This is a genomic window from Planococcus beigongshangi (assembly GCF_016820495.1).
GTDB lineage: Bacteria > Bacillota > Bacilli > Bacillales_A > Planococcaceae > Planococcus > Planococcus beigongshangi.
This window is the reverse complement of sequence record NZ_JADHDU010000010.1, coordinates 27,703-48,369: the sequence shown is the minus strand read 5'-3', so window position 1 is coordinate 48,369 and position 20,667 is coordinate 27,703. Positions and strand designations below refer to the sequence as shown.

The following is a 20,667-nucleotide window of genomic DNA, read 5'->3' as shown; positions in this document are numbered from 1 at the left end:
GCTCATGGAAACGGGATTTTCTATTTCTTCTTTTTATTGGCAGCCAAAAAGACTGTCGCTGCTGAAACGGCAAGTATCACGGCAAAGGTAATCCCAGCGGTCAGATAAGCTCCTGCAAATAACAGGGAGATGGCCGCAAACAGGGCCTGCAGCAGCTGGACTGCGACTATCAGCTTCCTGACTGCGTGCTGCCTGCTGAAAGAAGACAGCGGGAACAGATTATCCATCCTGAAATGCTGGGTCTGATTCAATCCCTGCCATAATTGGATCGCTGTCGCAAAAGCCAGCGCCGCTGCAAAAATGGCTGCCGCGATCGTGAAGGGAATCAAAAGCGCACCTGCTATCGAAAGCAAGGTCAGCCTCACCCAAAGATAGAATAATTCATCCGACCGGATGAAGGTCCGCCAGACAAGATAATAATGGGCATCTTTCGGCTGAGTGCCGATCATTTTATAGATCCAGTTAAGCCATCTTCTCTGTTTGATCTTCCCTTTGATCTGCGGAACATCAGTAAAGTAATTCGCAAACTGATAAAAACGGAGCATCCGATTTTCTTCCATCCTGACGAAATGCTCATAAGGAAACGCCAAGCCGGCCGAACGGTTCTGCATCCATTTGCCGTAAAGTATCATAGCGAACAGCACCAAGCCGGCAAACAGCACCAGCCCTTCCACATAGAGATAAACAAATGCTCCCGCCATTACGAAGCGGACTGCGCGATCTAACCAGGCTCGATGGCCGGAAAATGCTTTCCTGTAAGAGAATTCGATCTGGATATTCCACCATTTGATGATCAGCACCAAAATCGGAAAACCGATCAAATAAGAAGTTTCCAGGCCATAGATGGCATTCACCGTCGGCAAAGAAACGACAAAGGCAATGATCGGCAAATAGAGCTGAGATAGAAAAGACCAACTCCGGGCCGGCTTTAAAAATTCATCCAATCTGCTTTCAAGCGGCAGAAAATATACCATATCCGCTTCTTTCAACAAAGTTGAAGGCGGGCTGTAGGCCAGCAGGACGCCGAAAATGCCGGCCAGGATCCAAGCCGCCGGGAAATCGGGCGGCACGTCCTGCACCCAGTCACTATAAGCATAGCCGGCAGCGCCGAGAGCAAATAACAGGACGACCGCAATATGTCCGGTAAAGATATATTTGAAATAATTCTGCACTTCCAATGTGTAGCGGTGCAGCCGTTTCGACCAGACATCATGCAGGTTCTTCATGATCATCATCCTCGGTCATCGCGATATAAAGGTCATCAAGCGTCGCATCGGGCAGTTGGAACTCTTGCCGCAACTGGTCCATTGTCCCGATTGCCCGCACTTTTCCGTTATGCAGGAGAATGATCCGGTCGCAATATTTTTCAGCAGTGGCGAGGATATGGGTCGACATCAAAACGGATGCCCCCTTCTTCTTTTGTTCCTCCATCTGATCCAACAGGGATTTGATGCCCAGTGGGTCAAGCCCGACAAAAGGTTCATCAATGATATAAAGATCCGGATCCACAAGAAAGGCACTCATGATCATGACTTTCTGGCGCATCCCTTTCGAAAAATGAGATGGAAACCAATTCAATCGCTTTTCCATTCTGAATTCCTTCAAAAGCGCAGCGGAACGTTTCTCGAAAGCATCCTTATCGAGCCCATATGCCATCGCTGTAAGTTCCAGATGTTCCCGCAAAGTCAATTCTTCATATAGCACCGGCGTCTCCGGAATGTAGGAAAATGACGAACGATAGGCATCCATATCTTCCTGAAACGTTTTTCCATTTAGCCGGATTTCGCCGGATTTTGCCTGCATAATTCCGATAATATGTTTGATCGTCGTACTTTTCCCGGCACCGTTCAATCCGATCAGACCGACAAGCTCACCTTTTCCGATTGAAAAGCTGACCTCTTTCAACACCGGTTTCCGCGTATAACCGCCTGTTAACGATTCCACTTCCAATATAGCCAAATCCAACACCTCTTTCTTACTATGTAAATTACATCAAAATTCTGCGTTAATACGCCGATTCGGCGCTATGGACAAAGCAAAGATTATACTCCTGCGCACAGCTCGTCGCAAAGGTGGTGCCATCTTTGTATGGCACCACCTTGGCTCCCACAATAAGCCGATAAGAACACTNATACTCCTGCGCACAGCTCGTCGCAAAGGTGGTGCCATCTTTGTATGGCACCACCTTGGCTCCCACAATAAGCCGATAAGAACACTAAGAACACTCGTCTTATTGCTCCACTCGGCATTCGCCTGCTCCTGAGCCGCGCCTTCGCTTAGGTCCACTTCTAGAGTTGGAGTGAAACAACAAATACTCCCTACAGTTTCAGCGCAGCGCCCGGCACCCACTAGGACGGGGATCCGAGTTCGCTTGTGGAAACCACCTCAGCTCGAGAAGGTTTTCTAAGATATGGAGCAAAACAGCGCAGAAAACCGTACTGCTCCACCAGCGCTTTGCGACGAAGCTAGCGCAGCGATGCAACGCACTTTCATGTCCCAAAGCTAGCGTTAGCGATGCAGGGACAGGGACAGAGACAGGAGCACGTTTTTTGGAAAGCAAAGCTGTTTTGCGGAATATCGGCTACTACAGTTATTTCATTCAACCCATAAAGCCATTGTATCAAAATTCACCGGCAATTTCTTTTTCTGCAAATGAAATATGATAGACTGAAGAAAATGGAAAGGATGTTGTATATGACGAATTGCATTTTCTGCAAAATCATTTCAGGAGAAATTCCAAGCGTCAAAATCTATGAAGATGAACATGTCTTCGCTTTTATGGACATCATGCCCTTATCAAAAGGACACACCCTGCTGATCCCAAAAACACACCGGGAATTCGTCTATGATCTTCAACCCGATGAAGCAGCAAGTCTTTTCAGTGTAGCGCCTAAAATTGCCGCCGCCATCAAAGAAACGTTCCAGCCGGAAGGCATGAACCTCCTCAATAATAACGGCGCAAAAGCAGGCCAAAGCGTTTTCCATTTCCACCTTCACTTCATTCCCCGCTACGGCGAAACGGATGGATTCGGGGCCAAGTGGATCACCAAAGAAAAAGAGTTCACCTCTGAGCGGATCCAGGAGCTGGCAGAAGAAGTAAAAAATAAATTAGCCGCCGAGGCTTGATTTCGTCAGCAGGAACGTTTAGTATCAAATATAAGTTTTTCGCTTGCGGTCATGAGGACACGCCGGGAGAAACTTAAAATATAGCCATGAGCTGAGGAGAGATGAGAAATGAATACGAAGAATCTTGTACTGATGGCGCTGCTGGTCAGCGTCGGGGCGGCGCTTTATGTTGTCATCCCTGGGATTAACGGCGGTATGAAGCCTGACTTCATGCTGACAATGATGTTTGTGGGCATCCTGTTGTTCCCGAATTTGAAATCCACTTTTTTGCTTTCAGTTACTACGGGAGTCATTTCCGGTTTGTTTTCAACATTCCCTGGAGGATTCTTCCCGAATATCGTTGATAAATTCATAACAGCTTTTGTTTTTCTCGCGTTTGTCTTCATCCTGAAGAAGGCGGCAGCAAAATTGCCGGTTGCCATTGCGCTCTGCGCAGGCGGAACAGTCCTTTCAGGATCGATATTCCTGTCGGCTGCCATTCTGCTGATCGGCGCCGAGATCCCATTCGCACTCCTGTTCACGACGGTTGTCCTCCCAGCGATGATATTCAACAGTGTAGCTTTCGGTCTAATCTATCCGATTGTCATAACGTTGGTGAAAAGATCAAAATTTGAAACCGCTGTCTCGCAGACAGCATAATATAGAAAGCTTTCCGGTATATTATTTGCCGGAAAGCTTTTTTTCTTTGAACAGCCGTTCAACTTTATGTTTTAATTAATGGTAATAGAGGAAAAGACCTTTATAGGACGAAAGGGGCGCATTATACATGAAAGCATCGAACTTTTTTATAGGGCTTGCGACAGGGATGGCTGCGGGAGCTGCAGCTACACTATTCTCAGCACCACAATCCGGCGAGGAACTTCGTACTTCCGTCAAAACCACTTCCTCGGACTGGAAAGAAAAGTTGGCAGATGTAAAGGAACAGGTGGCCAAGTTGAAAGAATCCATCAATACGCTCAAGACTGAAGCAGCGGCGCAAGTACCTGCAGCAATGGACGGCTTGAAGCAATCGATGGAGAAATGGCAGGAAGAAACAGGACCCGCCAAAGAGCATCTTCAACTGGAAATTCTGGCGATCCAGAATGCGATCGAAGAATTACAGAAAAACATCAGCAAAGATAAAAAAGATGATGATAAAGATGATAAAAAACAGGTTAAAAATCCAGAGTATAATAAAATCGAATCAGAAAATGAGCGCAAAGTTTCAGAATAATCGAACTTATAATTGGAAATCATTAAAAGAACTGCCTTTTGGCGGTTTTTTTATTTAATTTTTTTACTATTCGGACTTTTATTCACTTTACTTTATTGCTATAATGAAGAAAATCTTAAACTACGGGAAGCAGGTGCTTGTGATGGATGAACGGGAATACTCCATGAAAGAAGCGATGATGTTTAGCCAGCGTATCGGACAATTGTCTAAAGCATTGTGGAAGGCAGTCGAAAAAGATTGGCAATTATGGATTAAGCCTTATGATTTGAATATCAACGAACACCATATTCTCTGGATCGCCTATCACTTGAAAGGCGCGTCAATTTCCGATGTGGCAAAATTCGGCGTCATGCATGTTTCAACGGCTTTCAACTTCTCCAAGAAACTGGAAGAACGTGAATTCCTCGCATTTTCAAAACGCGATACGGATAAACGCAACACCTATATCGAACTTACCGAAAAAGGTGAGGAGCTCATGCAGGAAATGATTGAACGGTATCATGACACCCCTCATTCCGTTATTGACGGATCGTTGAAATTGCGGGAATTGTATGGGAAATTCCCTGAATTCCTTGAAGTCATGGCTGTCATACGCTCGATTTACGGGGATGATTTCATGGAGATCTTCGAAGCTTCCTTCAAGAATATCGAATCCAAATTCAACGAAGAAAATCACATTGTGGAAGCTATTAAAAAGTAACTGAATTTCTTTGCTTTGCATGGTTGCATTTATCGGATAATCGTTGTATTGTATGTAACGACTCATTCGAGAATACCATTATGTGAGGGATGCATTTCATGCACTGCTGGAAAACGATAAATGTAAAAAAAGAATATGGCTTTCACCGTCTTTTCACCTTTGCAACATTAGCCGGAATGGGTGTTTTTACTGTATTTTATATTTTACTGAACTCTTTATATACTTCTCCATTATCCGACGGTTATTTTATTGCTTTTGTCTTGGCAATTCTTTCAGTCTACCCTCTTCATAAAATGTTCCATTTCCTGCCGCTGATCGGCAGCCGGAAATGCCTGCAATTTATCTTGAAAAAAAAGCTGTTCATGCTGCCGGGTATTTCGCTTCATATCAAGGAACCGGTTCCTAAAACCAGATTTCTGCTCGCCCTGTTATCACCCGTTGTTATATTGAATGGCCTGATAATTATAATGAGTGTACTTTATCCTTCTTATATTCATTATTTCGCAATTCTTCTTGCTTATCATTGCAGTCTTTGCCTGACCGATTTGGTCTATGTGCGACACTTGCACCGCGCTCCAAAACATGCCCTGATTGAAGAAACAGAAACTGGTTTTGAAATATTGGTGCCGCAGACAATCGGTTAATCCTGTATTTTCTCTCCTGATTTGTTATACTTGAACCTAAGGCAGAGGGGAGGAAATTCATGATTATCGCATTGGTAGTAATGTTCTCAGTGTTTTACCTGTTCCAAATCAACCGAATGACTTTGGCGCTGGTAACATCACGGGAAATTCCAGAGGAAAACCACGAAAAAATATTCCGTACCATTAATATATTGATTACAATCTTACTTGTTTCGCTATATGTAGGCGTAGAATTTACCCCTTAAGTCTATTTGCCTTTTGGCACATAGGCTTTTTTTTAATTAAATGACGGGGAAATTTCTAACAAAAAGAAACTTTTTTAATTTTATAACGTTTGTGGTATAGTAACTACGGCAACCAGAATGTTAGATAGGAGCGGAATTTATGAAAAAAACAGTATTAACTTTATCTTTGGCAGCATCAGTACTTGCTTTGGCAGCATGCAGCGACGACAACGCAGACAGCACTGTCCTTGTAACTTCTGAAGTTGGAGATATTACAAAAGATGATCTATATGAAGAAATGAAAACTTCCATCGGCGACCAAGCGATCCAGATCATGATGATCGAAAAAGTTTTGGACGATGCATACGATGTTTCTGATGAAGAAGTAGAGGCAGAACTTGATAAATCAAAAGAAGAACTTGGTGAAAACTACGAAGCTTATCTCGCTCAGAACAACCAGACAGAAGAAAGCTTTGAAAAAGTGATCCGCTTGAACCTTTTGCAGGAAAAAGCGCTGACTGAAGGCGTCGAAGTGACTGATGAAGAAATTCAGGCGCAATACGACCGTCAGAACACAGAACTTAACGCCCGCCATATTCTTGTAGAAGATGAGGAAACAGCTGCAACTGTTAAAGCTGAGTTGGACGCTGGCGGAGATTTCGCTGCACTGGCGGAAGAATATTCTTCTGACGGTTCTGCTGCTCAAGGCGGAGACCTCGGCTGGTTCGGTGTCGGTGCAATGGTTCCCGAGTTTGAAGAAGCAGCATACGCTTTGGAAATTGATGAAATCAGCGAACCGGTTTCCTCACAATTCGGTTTCCACATCATTCAGGTACTGGAAAAACGCGATGTTGAAGGTGCTGAGCCGCTTGAAGGCCAGGAAGATGCACTCCGCAGCGAAATTATGATGCAAAAATCCGATCAGTCTGCATTGCTTCCTAAAATTGCGAAATTGATGGAAGATGCAAAAGTGGAGATCAAAGACGAAGATCTTGAAGGCGCATTGGATGAAATCATGAATGCTGGAGCTCCAGTTGAAGAATAAAAACAGATGAAGACAAAGGTTAACCCCCATTTCCAACCGGAAATGGGGGTTTTCTCATTAAATCTTCGGTTTGTAGAAAGAACGGTTCTCAAGCGGAAATAGCCGTTCGGAAAATTCGCCGGGTTTCGTTTTTTCGAGCGCACGGTCGAGCATCATCATCTTCGCATCGATATTATCGATATAATGAAGCATTTCCGCTTCTTTGATCATCGGCCGTTTCGGGCTGCCCCACTCTTCCTTGCCATGGTGAGACAGGACCATGTGCTGAAGGAGCATCACTTCTTCCCCTTCGATTTCAAGTTCGTCGGCTGTTTTCGAAATCTCCGTCACCATGATGGAGATATGGCCGAGCAGATTCCCTTCCACGGTATACGTCGTGGCAATCGGGCCGGACAGTTCAAAGACTTTTCCGATATCATGCAGAATGATGCCGGCATACAGCAAATCTTTGTTCAATGTCGGATAAATCGCCAGCAGCGCTTTTCCAAGCTGCAGCATGGAAACGACATGATCGGCGAGTCCCGATACATAATCGTGGTGATTTCTTGTTGCGGCCGGGTAAGTCAGCACACTCTGCTGATGTTTTTTCAGGATATGGCGGGTGATCCGCTGAATCTGAGGATTTTCCATTTCAAATAAATACTGCATAATTTCCTCGAAAAGCTGGTCTGTGCTTTTTTCAGATGCCGGCAGCAAGTCACCGATGGACTGGTTTTCTTCCGGCTTTGCAGGACGTATGCTCTTGATGCGCAATTGATTTTTGCCGCGGTAATTATGGATTTCTCCGCCTACACGGACGATCGTTTCAGCTGCAAACAATTTCTCATGTTCATCTTTTGTATCCCATAGCTTCGCTTCGATATCCCCGCTCTTGTCCTGTAAGACCAGTGACATGAAGGGATTTCCCGTCGTCGTGACGCCTTTGACCGATTGCTTGATCAGCAGGAATTCATCTATTGTTTCTCCCACAGCCCGCTGGGTAATGCCTTTTTTCATAAATACACACTCCTTCCAGTGTTGGCCACATCGATTACCTGTGCTTCCGGCCAGGCCGCGCACATCTCTTCGTGGCAGGTGAAATATATGAACTGATGATCCGCCTGCAGCTCTTGAATCAAGTTTATCACTTGCTGCAGCCGCAGGCGATCAAAATGGACAAATGGATCATCCATGATGATCGGGAAAGGATGGCTCTTTTGCATGGAAACAGCCAGACTGAATCGAAGGGCAAGATAAGCCTGCTCTTTTGTCGCCTGACTTAATTCGGCAATGCGGAAACGCTGGTTATCTTTACGGACTGCTTCAAAATGACCATCCGGATGGATTTCGATTGTGCTGTATGCACTTCCAGTAAGCCGCTGGAAGAAATGACACGCTCCATCCAGCACTGCCGGCAGGGATTTATCCTTCAGCTCAGCCATCGTTTCGCGGATTGCTTCCATAATCGATTTGTTCACTGACCAGCGATGGGCAAGTTCATTGAAATGCGCTTTTTTCTCTTCAAACTGTTGAAGCTTCATTTCATAGGCTTCATCTGTCTGAAGATGGATCACCCGCTGCTGTAATTCTGCCCTGTCATCCACCAGCTGATTGCGTTTCCCCTTTAGATCTTTGAGTTCCGTTTCCAGTTCACTGATCCTTATCTCTATAGGTACGCTTCCAGCAGCAAGGTCTTCTTCCGCCGCATCCATCGCAGCCAATTGATTTGCCACCAGCTCCAGTTCCTGCTGCAGTTCTTTTTTGCGGTTCCAATCGAGATGCATCCGGTAGTAATGATCGGTGTCTGCTGCTCCACTTTCATCCAGCAGCTTCTGTCTTTCAGCAGCCAGTTCGTTCAGGTAGCTGTTCAATTGATCGATTTCCGTCGTGAAGGTTTCTCTTTTTTCCGCTCGTTTCAGGAACGTTTCACGTTGTTCACGAACCGTTTCCGCTACTGACCGGAGCACCGTATATAAATCTGCTGATTGGACGATGCGCCCTGTTGCGGCAGCCGCCAGTTCGAGCCATTCGGTTTCTTCGTCTTCCGCTTTTGCCAGCGCTTCTTGATTTCTTTTCAGCCTGGCATGGATTTCCTGCACTTTTCGAATGGTCCTGAACAATTCGATCAATGTAGATCTGCCCGCCGCAGATGATATTCCCAATTGATGCACATGATCGGCAAAGGCGAGGGTCGCCGGTTTATGGCTGATTTCCTCAGACAATCCAGCGATTTTCCCATCACAGGCAGTTATCACCCGAAGCGTCTCTTCCACTCTGCGATCATGGTCAGCAACCCTTTGCTGAATCGCCTCGAGTTCGCCTTCCCTTCCCCCGTACCGGTTGATTATTTCATCTGTACCTTCAAAATTATCCGTTTTGCGGCGGTTCTGCCAGAGCATCCAGGTTCCTGCCAAGGCCGCTCCGATAGCCAAGATGCCAACGAATGCATCTCCCTGGACGAATCCCATGAGCAGCCCTGCAATCCCAAGGGCTAAGAGGATATAAGAAATCTGCGGGCTGTTTTTTTGTTTGCCCAGCCGCTGAAGCGCTTTTGCTTCAGCGAGTCTTCCTTTGAGCGTTGGCCATTCTTCTGCAGCTTTCCGCTCTTCTACTGTCGGCTCCATGTTTTCCAGAATGGACATTTCTTTTTCGGCTTCAATCAATTTCTTTTTTTCATCCTGGAGCTGCCGTTCACGGAAGCGGCTGTTTTCTTCTTCTTTCTCCGCTTCAGAGGCAAGGCCCACCAGTTTCTCCTCATTGATGAGGGATACATCAAATTGCAGTGCTTCGCCGATCGGCATGCCGATCCTTCCCAATTGCTGCTGAAGCTCTTCTTGAAGTTTCTCCCGTTCCATTTCCTTTTCCCTGAAATCCGAACGGAACCGATGCCATTCGGATTCCTTTTCAATCAATTCCGTCAGGCCGGCTTCATTAAATGACGTGTCTGCCACAGCAGGCAGTGCAGCCAATTCGGTCGATAAATAATTCAGTTTGGCTGCCGCCTCTGAAATCTGATCTGAAATCCGCTCCATCCGCCTGCTTCCATCCGCTGGAAACGATTCAACCGCCAATTGCGAGAGCTGATCTTCCAGTGTCTTTTTCTTCCTGTATAACGGAGCCGCCTGCTGCTGTTTCCCTGCTTCGGCAAGTTGTGCCGCCATCCGGTTTTCCTTTTCCGTCATTTCTGTGATCTGTCTGTTCAGTTGTCTCAACTGCCCGACATAAGGACCATATAAATCTGCCTGTTCACGGTGCTTTTTCAATTCTTTTTCATCATGCCTAAGCTCATCGACCAGACTGTTCAGCTGGGGATTGCGGCCCCCCTTTTTGAACAGGAGCCCCATTTCTTTTTCCAGTTCCGCCTCCAGCTGCATGATCGCATCGATTCCCGTCGTGCCGGATGCCAGCAGCGTCCTGCTCAACTGCTCTTCAGTCATCCTGTCGAGCCCCTGCAGTTCGTGGATGGAAAACGAAAAGATGCCTTCATATGAAGCGCGGTCAAAATCACGGAGGATCTTTTTCAATTCCGGTTCCGCTCCTCGTGAACCGTCTTCAAAATAAATCGTTACATCCCCAGCCGCTTTCCCTTTAATCCGTTCGACCACGACTTTTCCGAATTGCTCATCCATCAGATGGAGCTGTCCCCCGTATTTTCCGCCGGCTTTGGGTTCATAACGGTTGCCCGTGTGATTGCGGGAAGGAAACCCGAATAAAATCTGAAGGATAAATTGCTGAAGCGTTGTTTTGCCCGCTTCATTTCGCCCATGAAAAACAGCCAATGCCCCGTGGACCGGTATCGTCAGGTTTTCATGTTTCCCAAAGCCGTAAACCGTCAATTTTTCAATTTTCACCTGTCTCCCCCGCTCTCATGGCTTTATGTATTTTCGTTATCGCTTCCGATTTTACCTCTTCCATCACTTCTTCCGTCAGCGGTACAAGATACCTGCTTGCTTTCGGATGCTGATAGAGGTCTTTCAGATTCTTTTTCCAGTCTGCCGGCTCCCAGCCGCAAAGCGTCGAAGATATTTTCTCCCCGATTGCTGATACGCCGCGTTCGGTGACTGTGTCTTCGATAACGATATGTGATATCCACGCTTCAATGGAATCCCCTTCCAGCGCTTCCTGGATCGTTTCCAATAATGCAGATTCCGGTAATTCAGCCACCAATCCAGAGGAATCCGCATCCAGCTCTGTCAGATGAAGAACTCCGATAACCGCGCTGCCTTCTGCTGTGTATTGCTCAGCGGCTGCTTTGCACGCATCGATCAATTCGTTCATATGGAGGATGCCTTTGCACGAAACATACAGCGAATCGAAATTCACCTCGGATGTCCGGATAAATTCAAGCTCTGTTTCCGGACCATCCAGCCGCACGTCGTAGAATCCTTTAGCTCCCGCTTCATTCCGGTGCCTTCCCTGAATATTTCCCGGATAGACAATGAAGGGATCCCGATGGAGAATCTGGCGGAGATGGATATGGCCGAGCGCCCAGTAATGGTAATTGCGGCTAAGCAGCTGCTCTTTACGGAATGGGGCATATACAGCATGGCTTGAATCGCCGTCCATACTGCCGTGCAGCATCCCGATATGATAATCTGCACGGCCGTCAGCCATTGGATAATCCGTAATTCGCGCTTCTTTTACATGGCGCTCCCCGTAACTGAATCCGGTGACCGTCACAGAACTTCCGGAAACGAAGAATGTATGATCAGTGACTCCCTCTCCAAAAACATGGACATTCCCCGGCAGTTCAAAACGGCTCCAGACACCACCGAGATGATCATGGTTCCCATGGCTGATCAGTACCGGAATGCCGGCGTGCGACAAGCGTTCCATGCCCTGCTGAAATTTGAACTGTGCCCGGAGCGCCCGGTCTTCTCCGTCGTAGATGTCTCCTGCAATCAGCACAAAATCCGGTTGTTCGCTGACAGCATAATCGATCAGCCGGTCAAAAGCCTGGTAGACCGTATCAGCCAGTCTTTTCCGCTGTGCAGGACCGAGCCCCGCCATCCCGGTAAACGGACTTCCTAAATGTAAATCTGCAGTGTGAATGAAACGTATAGGCGCCATTCTGTGACCTCTCCCCTGAAAGCGAATATTTGTTCTAATTTTACCATGCAACTTCCATTAAAAAAACTGTTTGCAGAAATCTCTCCGCAAACAGTTTTTCAGATTAATATAAAATAAATAACTTATAGTAGCCGATATTCCGCAAAACAGCTTTGCTTTCCAAAACCCGTGCTCCTGCATCGCTGCGCTAGCTTCGTCGCAAAGCCCCAGGAGTCTTCGCTGTTTTACTACATAGCTAAGAAATCCTTCTCGTGCTGAAGTGGTTTCCAAATCGAACTCGGACCTTCGTCTGAGTGGGTGCTCAACGCTTCGCTTAGAATGTAGGACGTCTTTGCTGCTTCACTTCAACTCCAGAAGTGGACCTAAGCAAAGGCGCGCCTCAGGACCGGGGGGAGCAATAAGACGAGTGGTCTTCTCGGCTTATTGTGGGAACCAAGGTGTGCCATACGAAGATGGCGCCTCCTTTGCGACGAGCTGGGCGCAGGAGCATAATCTTTGCTCTGTCCAAAGTGCCGAAGCGGTATATAAACGTTACATCTTCGCTTAACCATTTACCTATTTTTTATTGCCAAGCGTAATGGCTTTGCCGATGTCTTTCAGCGACTGCGAAGAACCGTACATCAGCACGCCTCCGCGGTAGACGCGTGCGCCGAACCAGCCCAGGATGCCGATTGTCACAAGCATGATCGCGATGGACAGGAGCGGCTCCCAGATCGGAATATCGAGCATTCCGACGCGCAGGAACATGACGAGCGGCGCAAAGAACGGGATGAACGATGTAACAGTTACATAATTTGCATCCGGCATACTGATGCCTGAAAATGCGATAAGCGATGCAATGATGATCAGGAACATCATCGGCAGCATCAATTGCTGGACATCTTCTGTCCGGCTCACAAGCGAACCCAGGAGGGCTGCAAGAACCGCGTAAAGGAAATAGCCCAGCAGGAAGAATAGAACCGCAAACAGGAAAGTTGCCACTTTAATATCAGAAAAGCCCATTACGCTGAAAAATCCTTCTGTTAATTCAGAAGCGGACGTTTTGAATGCAAAATAGCCAGCGATTCCGAAAATCATCATCTGGACAATTCCGAGTGTGCCGATACCCAAGATCTTCGCAAACATGTGCTTGACCGGAGAAACGGAAGAAATCAGGATTTCCATCACTCGCGATGATTTCTCATTGGCCACTTCCATGGCGATCATATTCGGATAATAGATGACAGCAATGTAAATAAGGAGAATGAGAATATACACAAGGCCTCTTGCCTGACTCATCTCTTCTTCTGTTTTTGAACTGTTTGAGACGGCTTCCCGCTCGAAATTAACCGGCAGGAACAATTCTCCGACTTCCGCTCCGCTGAGGCCGAGCCTCTCCGCTGTCAATGCTGTCTGTATTTCCTGGACAGCGTTTTCAACTTCTCTCCCGGCTCCGATTTCATTGGCTGATTCTGAAACGTAGCGGGCAGATAAAGCATCTCCGGCTTCCATGATTAAATAAGCCTCGATCGTGCCTTCTGTTATGCCTTGCTTCAACTCTTCTTCAGAAAGATCCGTCGGCATTGCCTGAATCTCACTGTCCGATTGTTCAAGCTGTGCCTGCAATTGCGCCACCAGTTCACCGCTTTTATCCACCACATGGATCACATTGTCCCCACCTTCACCCGAAAAGGCATCAATGATATTCGGCAGGTTGGCAAGCAGGAAAAATCCCGCTGCTACAATGAGGGTCGTGATGATGAATGATTTCGTGCGGGCTTTTGTCATGAATGCCTGTTTAAAGATGATCCAGAAACTATGCATATGCCTTGCCCACTTTCGCGATAAAAATTTCTTCCAGAGACGGCTCTTCTATCGAGAAATGACGCAATTGCCCCAATTTCATCGCTTCCGTCAAAATATGTTGGGCTGTGGATTCCTCGGTTATCTGGAAAAGGGCGCCATCGATTGTTTCTTTATATTTTTCCACGCCCGGCAAACGGCTGAGACCGGCCAAGTCCTGATCCATTTTCAAACGCACATTCTGTTTGCCGAAGTTCCGTTTCACTTCTCTGATAGACCCGCCAACCACGATTTTCCCATGATCGAGAATACTCATATCATCACATAATTCTTCGACATGATCCATCCGGTGGCTCGAGAACATGATGGTCGCTCCTTGTTTCTGAACATCCAGGATAGCACTTTTCAGCATCCCGACATTGACGGGGTCCAGCCCTGAAAACGGTTCATCCAGAATAATCAACGAAGGTTTGTGGACAAGCGAAGCGATCAATTGGATTTTCTGCTGATTCCCTTTGGACAGCTCTTCGACTTTCTTATCCGCATAATGCGGTACTTCAAAGCGCTCGAGCCAGACAGCTGTCTCTTTTCTGGCCTCTTCTTTCGACATTTTCCGAAGCTGCGCGAGATAGATTAGTTGATCTTCCACTTTCATCTTCGGATAGAGACCTCTTTCTTCCGGCAAATAGCCGATATATGGACTTGTTTCATAGTTGATCGGTTTGCCGTTCCAGGTCACATTCCCTTGCGTCGGATCCAACAATCCCAGGATCATCCGGAAAGTCGTCGTCTTGCCTGCACCATTGGCACCCAAAAAACCGTGCATCTGCCCTTCTTCGATTTTCAAGGATAAATCATCCACTGCCGTGAAATCCCCGAACTTCTTTGTTGCATGGTCAACGATCAAAGTCATCTCATATCCTCCTTGCTGGGTTTGCTTTCTAGTTATACGGCCATTATATGCAAATGTTTCAAACAATTGCAGGACATTTGCAATAAAACCCTTTATACTGAAAATGAATAGCGATTCAGAAAGGGAGGATCCAGAATGAGAACATATAAATTAACGGCATTTGAACAAACTGGAAAAATGATACTGGATGAAACTTTTACAGCTGAAACTGATGAGCAGGCAAAAGAAAAAGGGCAGGAACTGCTCACCGAAAAAGGCTTGGTCGATCAAACGCACCGGCTGGCTTCACCGGCCGGCAAACTCTTGCTGTTCCATTCATAATCAGGCAATAAATAAATGTCCAGGCTTTTTGCCAGGACACTTTTTAGGCAGTCAGGACACTTCATCTGTTAGAATCATTTCGCTCCAGGCAGACGCGTTCCGCAGGGAGTTGCCTGCTGCTGCATACTGACTGTGCCGGAAATGGGGTACCCGCTTTTTTAATGGGGCTTTTTAAAAAACTTATTTTTTACAGAAAGCGCTACTAAGAGAGATACCCAAACAACAAAGACTTCATGGTGAGTAGGCGTCGGCCAAATCTTCCAAGTTATTTTGTGAAATATCGATTATTCCCATTTATTCTTTCTCAATAAACTTGAAAGTGCCCCAGCATTTGCTGGGACACTTTCATTGTTTATTGACCGGAAAATTCAGGCTTCCGTTTTTCGACAAATGCCTGGATGCCTTCCAGATGATCTTTTGTGCGTCGCATCGCTGATTGTGACGCCGCCTCCATTTCGAGCACCTGGTCAAGTTCATGTAATTTCAATGTATGAAGAATGTTCTTGGTCGCCAGTTTCGAAAGTACTGGAGAGGCCAATACCTCGTCCGCATATGCTCCAGCATGTTCCATGCCGCGCCCTTCAGCCGTCACTTCCTCTATCAGCCCTTTGGCAAGTGCATCGTGCGCTTTCAGCGTTTGTCCAGCCCAAATGATCTCTTTCGCTTTCGGCACGCCGACCCGCTCTTTCATGAAGAAGTGCCCGCCGCCATCCGGAACCAGTCCGATGCCAATGAAATTCATGGCCAATTTGCTGTTTTCTTCAGCGATGACATGATCACAGGCAAGAGCCATAGAGAATCCGAGTCCCGCTGATGCCCCGTGGATAATGGCAATCGTAACCTGCGGCAGCGTATAAAGAGCTTTTGCCAGCCGGCTGATGTCTTTCATCACTAGATCAATGTCCATCGGATTGTCCGGATTCATCATCTCTTTAATATCGCCTCCGGCAGAAAATGCTCTGCCTTCCCCGTAAATTTTCACTACGTGCAGGGATTTCTCGTGATGCAAAGACTCGAAGCAGTCAGCCAATTCCTTCATCATCAGCCCGTTCATCGCATTCATGGAATTTGGACGATTTAATACGACATGGCCAATGCGGCCCTGTTTTTCCAATCGAATTGTTTCATACATAGAAAAAGACACCCTTTCGTAAAAATGAATTGTCATTCATCTTTACTTATTCGGTGTCTTTTTCCAAAATCCTTTAAATTTGCTCCACAGAATTTCTAATGAAGAAGAAAGCGTAACTTATTACGACTAATGCCTTCAAAACTTAACGGGCGCCGTCGCTTTTCTCTGTCCAGACTCCGGCGGCCCAGCCCCTCGGTTCATCAGCCTGCCCAGCTGCGCGGCTCAAGCCGCTCCCCTGATCCGTCTTATGACTTTCAGGACTTAACGCGCGCCGTCGCTTTTCTCTGTCCAGACTCCGGCGGCCCAGCCCCTCGGTTCATAAGCCTGCCCAGCTGCGCGGCTAAAGCCGCTCCACTGATCCGTCTTATGACTTTCAGGGCTTAACGGGCGCCGTCGCTTTTCTCTGTCCAGACTCCGGCGGCCCAGCCCCTCGGTTCATAAGCCTGCCCAGCTGCGCGGCGAAAGCCGCTCCACTGATCCGTCTTATGACTGTCAGGGCTTAACGGGCGCCGTCGCTTTTCTTATTACATACTTTCATACAAAGATTGGACCGGCTTGATCAAGACACGATTCACTTCTTCGATCATTTGGCTGAGGCCCATCTCGGCTTCCAGCATCGCAAGAATCTTTTCGTTCTGCTGTGCTGCCATAGCAGTAGACTGTGCGCCCATCATTTCTTCTTCCGTGATTTCTTCACCCTGCTGCTGTTTTTGCTGCAGCGTGATTTGAAGATCACGGAAACTTTTGAATAATTCGTTCGCTTCGTTATCGGATTTCACGTTTTCCACCGCTGCCTCAAGTTTTTGAAACTCATCTGTCGAACGGAACGTGCTTTCCAATTTGTTGATGTCATCATAAATATTAACTGCCATTAAAATTCTCCTCTACATATTATTCAGTGCCAGACTGAGAACTCCCTGGACAACGCCGATGACGCCGCCAAGTAAAAAGCCAAGCGCTGTAATCATTTTCAATTCCCGCTGCGAAATCCCCAAAACGAGTTCTTCCAGGCGGTTTAACGGCAGAGAATCGACTTGCTCTTTGACCATGCCTTCCATGTTGATCTTCTGCAAGGCTTCTTCCAATTTTACCTCCCCTTGTTCAAAAGCGAATTCCACTACAAGGGGGATAATGTTTTTACTTGTCCATTCTAACCCTGTTGGCCAAGTCTCTGCAAGTGTTGCCCCCAGCCGCCCTTCAATATCGGCTGTCTCCCGGACATATTGCTTTACAGCCTCAATGGCTGGATCGAAATCGAATTCCTTCAGAAAATCATCCGCTTTCCGGTCCTGGATCTTCTCCCATTCCCCGTATGCGAGCGTTGCCAAGAGCTCAAAAGTCCGCGGCGAATTGAGGAATTTGATGATTTCCGGCTGGATCCGGTCCACCAGCACCCGTGCTTCCCCGAATAATGAATGCAGCATATTGCCGAGACGGCCCCGCGAGGATAGAAACTCATCAAGAAATGTCCGGATTGTTTTTCTACCTTCTATAGAAGCAAAATAATCCGAGCCCTGATCTATGGCGTATTTCAATCCAACAAGCATTTTCTGTTCTGCTTCATTCCGCCAATTTTCCGGCAGTACTTCCCGGACTGTCTTGTCTTTCGTATATTCACGGAGCGACACAATCTGGCGATCCACAAGTTCATCCAGTTTCGCCTCGACTTTTTGCGAGACTCCCTGCTGTCCCGCTGATTCCAGCCAATCATTCAATGAGTTGGAGGATTGGAATACATGGCGGTCCACCTGATCATACAGCCAGTTTTCCGCTTTGACGCGCATCCCTTCATTTAAAAAACGCTTTTTGAAAGTTTCCGGCGTCAATAAATGCTGGACGATGGTGCGGCCGAGCTGCGTGGATAATTCATCACGTCGCTTCGGTATCAATCCTGGTGTAAAAGGCAGTCGCCACTTGCCGATGTATACGGCTTTATAAGGTCGGAACAGCATTTTAATGGCGATGAAATTGGTGAATCCACCGATCAGCGCACCGATCAATGCCATCAACCCGATGATCAAAATTGTATTCAATATCTTCACTCTCTTCTTTTGTCTTTATGGTTTTCACGCTATCCCCTATAATGGAATGGATAGCAAAGGAGGAATTGCATGCTGCAGCATTTTAAATTTACGCCGATGTTCGAAAACACCCAGCTTCCCGGCTGGAATATTTCATTCTATTATAAAAATGAACGCATTACGGGAGAATACCACCCGGACGGAACGATTGCCTGGGGCATCCGTCAGCCCGAGGATGAAGAGGTTGTCAAAAAGATGGTCCATGAACTTATGCTCTATCATGTATACGATTAAAGCGCTGATATGTTTCAGCGCTTTTTCTTCTCCGTCCCTTCATTATAAAGTAAAGCACGGAAAATATAACAGCAATTGCCTCTAGTAAAGTAGCAGTAACCGATATTCCGCAGTACAGCTTCGCTTTCCAAAACCCATGCTCCTGTCTCTGCATCGCTAACGCTAGCTTCGAGACATGAAAGTGCGTTGCATCGCTGCGCTAGCTTCGTCGCTAAGCCGCAGGAGCAGTACGGTTTTCTGCGCTGTTCTGCTACATATCTTCAGGAAGTTCTCTGTAGTGATGGTCAGTTCATATCATGTAATTGGGAAAATGCTTGCTCACTCGGGCATTCGCCCGAGTAAATTAGACTGCTACACTTATTCAAGAACCTACTTAATTGCTCTCAAATCCAGAAGCGGTATATTATTCCTCTCCACACCTTCAAAAACAAAAAAGAGAATGTCCCCTACCCGATTTTCTGGGCAGAAGACATTCCTGATTGGATCTGATACATCTGATAATAGGTGCCGCCGAGTTTCATCAGTTCATCATGGGAACCGGCTTCGGCGATTTCTCCGCGGTCTAGCACAAGGATGCGGTCCGCATTTTTGATCGTGGATAATCTGTGAGCGATGATAAACGTCGTTCTTCCTTTTTTCAGCACTTCCATCGCATGTTGGATGATTTCTTCCGTCTCGGTATCGATATTCGATGTGGCTTCATCCAGAATGAGAATTGCCGGATCGAAAGCTAAGGCACGTGCGAAAGATACCAATTGACGCTGGCCGGAAGACAAGGTGCTGCCTTTTTCGACGACCGGCTCATCGATGCCTTGCGGCAGATGCTTCAGCACCCGTTCGCCTCCGACTTCTTCAAGCGCTTTGATGGCCCGCTCGCGGCTGATCCGTTTATCACCCAATGTGATATTCGATTCAATCGTTCCAGAGAACAGATACGGATCCTGTAAGACAATCCCCATATGCTCTCGGACACTCTGTCTCGGCATGTCATTGACATTGACTCCGTCGATGGTGATGGTCCCTTTCGACACATCATAGAAACGGAACAGAAGATTCATGATGGAACTTTTTCCGGAACCCGTATGGCCGACCAGGGCCACGGTCTCCCCCTGCTTCGCCTCGAATGTGAGGTCCTTCAAAACATATTCCTCTTCCTTATAAGCAAACCAGACTTTCTCAAATCGGACGTTGCCTTGATATCTTGGAATTTTTTCATCACTTACATCTTCCCCGCTGCGGTCAAGCAAGCGGAATACCCGTTCAGCAGCAACCAATGCCTGTTCCAGTTTTGCAAACTGGTTGACGATGCCGCTGATCGGATTGAACAGGCGGATGATATAATCGACGAATGCATAAAGCACCCCGACCGTTACAACCGAACTGCCGGTCATGGAAGCCCCGCCGAAATACCAGATGAACGCGATGAAAACAAGTGAACGCAGAATTCCCACCATATTATGGGATGCTGCGGCTTCCAGGATCAGCAGCTTCTGCTGGAATTTGAAATGCACATTGTTCATCGTTTCGAATTCTTCTTTCATCTGTTTCTCCCGGCGAAACGCCTGGATGATCGTCATACCTTGAATGGATTCGTTGATCATCGCATTCATGTCACTGACTTTTTCACGGACGACATGATTGTATTTTGCCGCATACTTACGGTAGACGAGCATCCATACGTAAAGCAGCGGAACAATGATGAACGTGATCAGCGCCATGCGCCAGTCCAGGTAGAACAATGCCGCATAAATACCGGCCATATACATGAAACTGGTCGCAAACTGCGACAATACCGTTACAAATAACTCCCTGATGGCTTCCGTGTCATTTGTGATTCGGGCAACGACCTTACCGGCCGGCAGGTCATCGAAATAACGGATCGGCAGCCTTTGCACATGTTCAAAAACATCATTGCGCATTTTCCGGATGATCTTATTGGCCCCTTTTTGCAGCAGGATATACTGCAGGTAACGGAAAATCGCGGTGATGATGCCGAGCACAAAGAACAAAGCCAATAAATTGGCGATCGGCCTGAAATCGACCGCTTCCCCTCTTGCAGGGATATGGTTATCGATGATTTCCTTGGCAATGAGCGGTGTCGCAAGGTCAGCGGCAACCGCTACTGCCAGGAAGACCAATCCGGTGATTAAGACACTTTTAAAATTCAGTGCATATTGTAATAATCTTTTTCCTGTAGTCATTG

At 46.9% G+C, this 20,667-nt stretch carries 20 protein-coding genes; 9 read left to right on the top strand and 11 right to left on the bottom strand.

Features of this window, described 5'->3' with window-relative positions; all coding sequences use genetic code 11:
* Positions 1–20 precede the first annotated feature (20 nt).
* Both IQ294_RS15065 and IQ294_RS15060 read right to left on the bottom strand, forming a co-directional pair.
* A complete protein-coding gene (locus IQ294_RS15065; RefSeq protein ID WP_203334884.1) occupies positions 21–1,226 on the bottom strand; it encodes an ABC transporter permease in 1,206 nt (401 codons plus the stop codon).
* A complete protein-coding gene (locus tag IQ294_RS15060) occupies positions 1,210–1,959 on the bottom strand; it encodes an ABC transporter ATP-binding protein (RefSeq protein ID WP_203334883.1) in 750 nt (249 codons plus the stop codon). The genes IQ294_RS15065 and IQ294_RS15060 overlap by 17 nt, the downstream gene beginning before the upstream one ends.
* Before the next feature lie 735 nt (positions 1,960–2,694).
* On the opposite strand from IQ294_RS15060, the gene IQ294_RS15055 reads away from it, so the two are divergent.
* From IQ294_RS15055 to IQ294_RS15025, 7 genes are all read left to right on the top strand, one after another.
* Complete coding sequence (locus tag IQ294_RS15055; protein WP_203334882.1) at positions 2,695–3,126, top strand: HIT family protein; 432 nt, start codon at positions 2,695–2,697, stop codon at positions 3,124–3,126.
* Positions 3,127–3,234: 108 nt separating this feature from the next.
* The gene (locus IQ294_RS15050) at positions 3,235–3,765 is read left to right on the top strand and encodes a tryptophan transporter (RefSeq protein WP_203334881.1); all 531 of its coding nucleotides are present in this window, start codon (positions 3,235–3,237) and stop codon (positions 3,763–3,765) included.
* Between the two features lie 127 nt (positions 3,766–3,892).
* Positions 3,893–4,339 (top strand): YtxH domain-containing protein, encoded by a 447-nt coding sequence (locus IQ294_RS15045; RefSeq protein ID WP_203334880.1) that lies wholly within the window; start codon positions 3,893–3,895, stop codon positions 4,337–4,339.
* 142 nt (positions 4,340–4,481) lie between these two features.
* Entirely contained in the window at positions 4,482–5,039 is a 558-nt protein-coding gene (locus IQ294_RS15040; RefSeq protein ID WP_203334879.1) for an HTH-type transcriptional regulator Hpr, read from the top strand.
* A 98-nt stretch (positions 5,040–5,137) separates the two neighbouring features.
* A complete protein-coding gene (locus IQ294_RS15035; protein ID WP_203334878.1) occupies positions 5,138–5,683 on the top strand; it encodes a DUF3267 domain-containing protein in 546 nt (181 codons plus the stop codon).
* A 59-nt stretch (positions 5,684–5,742) separates the two neighbouring features.
* Positions 5,743–5,928 carry a hypothetical protein gene (locus IQ294_RS15030; protein ID WP_144841077.1) on the top strand — a complete coding sequence of 62 codons (186 nt, stop codon included), beginning with the start codon at positions 5,743–5,745 and terminating at the stop codon, positions 5,926–5,928.
* Positions 5,929–6,067: 139 nt separating this feature from the next.
* Positions 6,068–6,952: a peptidylprolyl isomerase gene (locus IQ294_RS15025; protein WP_203334877.1), complete on the top strand. Its 885-nt coding sequence runs from the start codon at positions 6,068–6,070 to the stop codon at positions 6,950–6,952.
* Positions 6,953–7,009: 57 nt separating this feature from the next.
* Here IQ294_RS15025 and yhaM read toward each other — a convergent pair whose 3' ends face one another.
* The 5 genes from yhaM to IQ294_RS15000 all read right to left on the bottom strand — a co-directional run bounded on the left by yhaM (position 7,010) and on the right by IQ294_RS15000 (position 14,696).
* Positions 7,010–7,948: a 3'-5' exoribonuclease YhaM gene (gene yhaM / locus IQ294_RS15020; protein ID WP_203334876.1), complete on the bottom strand. Its 939-nt coding sequence runs from the start codon at positions 7,946–7,948 to the stop codon at positions 7,010–7,012.
* Positions 7,945–10,782: an AAA family ATPase gene (locus IQ294_RS15015; protein WP_203334875.1), complete on the bottom strand. Its 2,838-nt coding sequence runs from the start codon at positions 10,780–10,782 to the stop codon at positions 7,945–7,947. The genes yhaM and IQ294_RS15015 overlap by 4 nt, the downstream gene beginning before the upstream one ends.
* Positions 10,772–12,001: a metallophosphoesterase family protein gene (locus IQ294_RS15010; protein ID WP_203334874.1), complete on the bottom strand. Its 1,230-nt coding sequence runs from the start codon at positions 11,999–12,001 to the stop codon at positions 10,772–10,774. Before IQ294_RS15010 ends, IQ294_RS15015 begins: the two co-directional genes overlap by 11 nt.
* A gap of 555 nt (positions 12,002–12,556) precedes the next feature.
* Positions 12,557–13,804, bottom strand: a complete 1,248-nt coding sequence (locus IQ294_RS15005; RefSeq protein WP_203334873.1) for an ABC transporter permease — start codon at positions 13,802–13,804, stop codon at positions 12,557–12,559.
* Positions 13,797–14,696: an ABC transporter ATP-binding protein gene (locus IQ294_RS15000; RefSeq protein WP_203334872.1), complete on the bottom strand. Its 900-nt coding sequence runs from the start codon at positions 14,694–14,696 to the stop codon at positions 13,797–13,799. The genes IQ294_RS15005 and IQ294_RS15000 overlap by 8 nt, the downstream gene beginning before the upstream one ends.
* Before the next feature lie 135 nt (positions 14,697–14,831).
* Between IQ294_RS15000 and IQ294_RS14995 the strand changes: the two genes are divergently transcribed.
* A complete protein-coding gene (locus IQ294_RS14995; RefSeq protein WP_203334871.1) occupies positions 14,832–15,017 on the top strand; it encodes a YhzD family protein in 186 nt (61 codons plus the stop codon).
* Positions 15,018–15,369: 352 nt separating this feature from the next.
* On the opposite strand, the gene IQ294_RS14990 is transcribed toward IQ294_RS14995, so the two are convergent.
* The 3 genes from IQ294_RS14990 to IQ294_RS14980 all read right to left on the bottom strand — a co-directional run bounded on the left by IQ294_RS14990 (position 15,370) and on the right by IQ294_RS14980 (position 18,191).
* A complete protein-coding gene (locus tag IQ294_RS14990) occupies positions 15,370–16,149 on the bottom strand; it encodes an enoyl-CoA hydratase (RefSeq protein WP_203334870.1) in 780 nt (259 codons plus the stop codon).
* A 524-nt stretch (positions 16,150–16,673) separates the two neighbouring features.
* The gene (locus IQ294_RS14985; protein ID WP_203334869.1) at positions 16,674–17,021 is read right to left on the bottom strand and encodes a YlbF family regulator; all 348 of its coding nucleotides are present in this window, start codon (positions 17,019–17,021) and stop codon (positions 16,674–16,676) included.
* Between the two features lie 12 nt (positions 17,022–17,033).
* Positions 17,034–18,191 carry a DUF445 domain-containing protein gene (locus IQ294_RS14980; protein WP_349291375.1) on the bottom strand — a complete coding sequence of 386 codons (1,158 nt, stop codon included), beginning with the start codon at positions 18,189–18,191 and terminating at the stop codon, positions 17,034–17,036.
* 69 nt (positions 18,192–18,260) lie between these two features.
* On the opposite strand from IQ294_RS14980, the gene IQ294_RS14975 reads away from it, so the two are divergent.
* Positions 18,261–18,464, top strand: coding sequence for a YheE family protein (locus IQ294_RS14975; RefSeq protein WP_203334868.1), 204 nt, complete (start codon positions 18,261–18,263; stop codon positions 18,462–18,464).
* A gap of 446 nt (positions 18,465–18,910) precedes the next feature.
* On the opposite strand, the gene IQ294_RS14970 is transcribed toward IQ294_RS14975, so the two are convergent.
* Positions 18,911–20,665: an ABC transporter ATP-binding protein gene (locus IQ294_RS14970; protein ID WP_203334867.1), complete on the bottom strand. Its 1,755-nt coding sequence runs from the start codon at positions 20,663–20,665 to the stop codon at positions 18,911–18,913.
* Between the last annotated feature and the right edge of the window lie 2 nt (positions 20,666–20,667).

What these genes read in the sequence shown, in the direction of transcription:
- IQ294_RS14995 (WP_203334871.1), top strand. Translation starts at nt 14,832, where the DNA reads ATGAGAACATATAAATTAACGGCATTTGAACAAACTGGAAAAATGATA.
- yhaM (WP_203334876.1), bottom strand. Translation starts at nt 7,948, where the DNA reads ATGAAAAAAGGCATTACCCAGCGGGCTGTGGGAGAAACAATAGATGAA.
- IQ294_RS15045 (WP_203334880.1), top strand. Translation starts at nt 3,893, where the DNA reads ATGAAAGCATCGAACTTTTTTATAGGGCTTGCGACAGGGATGGCTGCG.
- IQ294_RS14990 (WP_203334870.1), bottom strand. Translation starts at nt 16,149, where the DNA reads ATGTATGAAACAATTCGATTGGAAAAACAGGGCCGCATTGGCCATGTC.
- IQ294_RS15065 (WP_203334884.1), bottom strand. Translation starts at nt 1,226, where the DNA reads ATGAAGAACCTGCATGATGTCTGGTCGAAACGGCTGCACCGCTACACA.
- IQ294_RS15050 (WP_203334881.1), top strand. Translation starts at nt 3,235, where the DNA reads ATGAATACGAAGAATCTTGTACTGATGGCGCTGCTGGTCAGCGTCGGG.
- IQ294_RS14975 (WP_203334868.1), top strand. Translation starts at nt 18,261, where the DNA reads ATGCTGCAGCATTTTAAATTTACGCCGATGTTCGAAAACACCCAGCTT.
- IQ294_RS15055 (WP_203334882.1), top strand. Translation starts at nt 2,695, where the DNA reads ATGACGAATTGCATTTTCTGCAAAATCATTTCAGGAGAAATTCCAAGC.
- IQ294_RS15030 (WP_144841077.1), top strand. Translation starts at nt 5,743, where the DNA reads ATGATTATCGCATTGGTAGTAATGTTCTCAGTGTTTTACCTGTTCCAA.
- IQ294_RS15010 (WP_203334874.1), bottom strand. Translation starts at nt 12,001, where the DNA reads ATGGCGCCTATACGTTTCATTCACACTGCAGATTTACATTTAGGAAGT.
- IQ294_RS15040 (WP_203334879.1), top strand. Translation starts at nt 4,482, where the DNA reads ATGGATGAACGGGAATACTCCATGAAAGAAGCGATGATGTTTAGCCAG.
- IQ294_RS14985 (WP_203334869.1), bottom strand. Translation starts at nt 17,021, where the DNA reads ATGGCAGTTAATATTTATGATGACATCAACAAATTGGAAAGCACGTTC.
- IQ294_RS15025 (WP_203334877.1), top strand. Translation starts at nt 6,068, where the DNA reads ATGAAAAAAACAGTATTAACTTTATCTTTGGCAGCATCAGTACTTGCT.
- IQ294_RS14970 (WP_203334867.1), bottom strand. Translation starts at nt 20,665, where the DNA reads ATGACTACAGGAAAAAGATTATTACAATATGCACTGAATTTTAAAAGT.
- IQ294_RS15000 (WP_203334872.1), bottom strand. Translation starts at nt 14,696, where the DNA reads ATGACTTTGATCGTTGACCATGCAACAAAGAAGTTCGGGGATTTCACG.
- IQ294_RS15005 (WP_203334873.1), bottom strand. Translation starts at nt 13,804, where the DNA reads ATGCATAGTTTCTGGATCATCTTTAAACAGGCATTCATGACAAAAGCC.
- IQ294_RS15035 (WP_203334878.1), top strand. Translation starts at nt 5,138, where the DNA reads ATGCACTGCTGGAAAACGATAAATGTAAAAAAAGAATATGGCTTTCAC.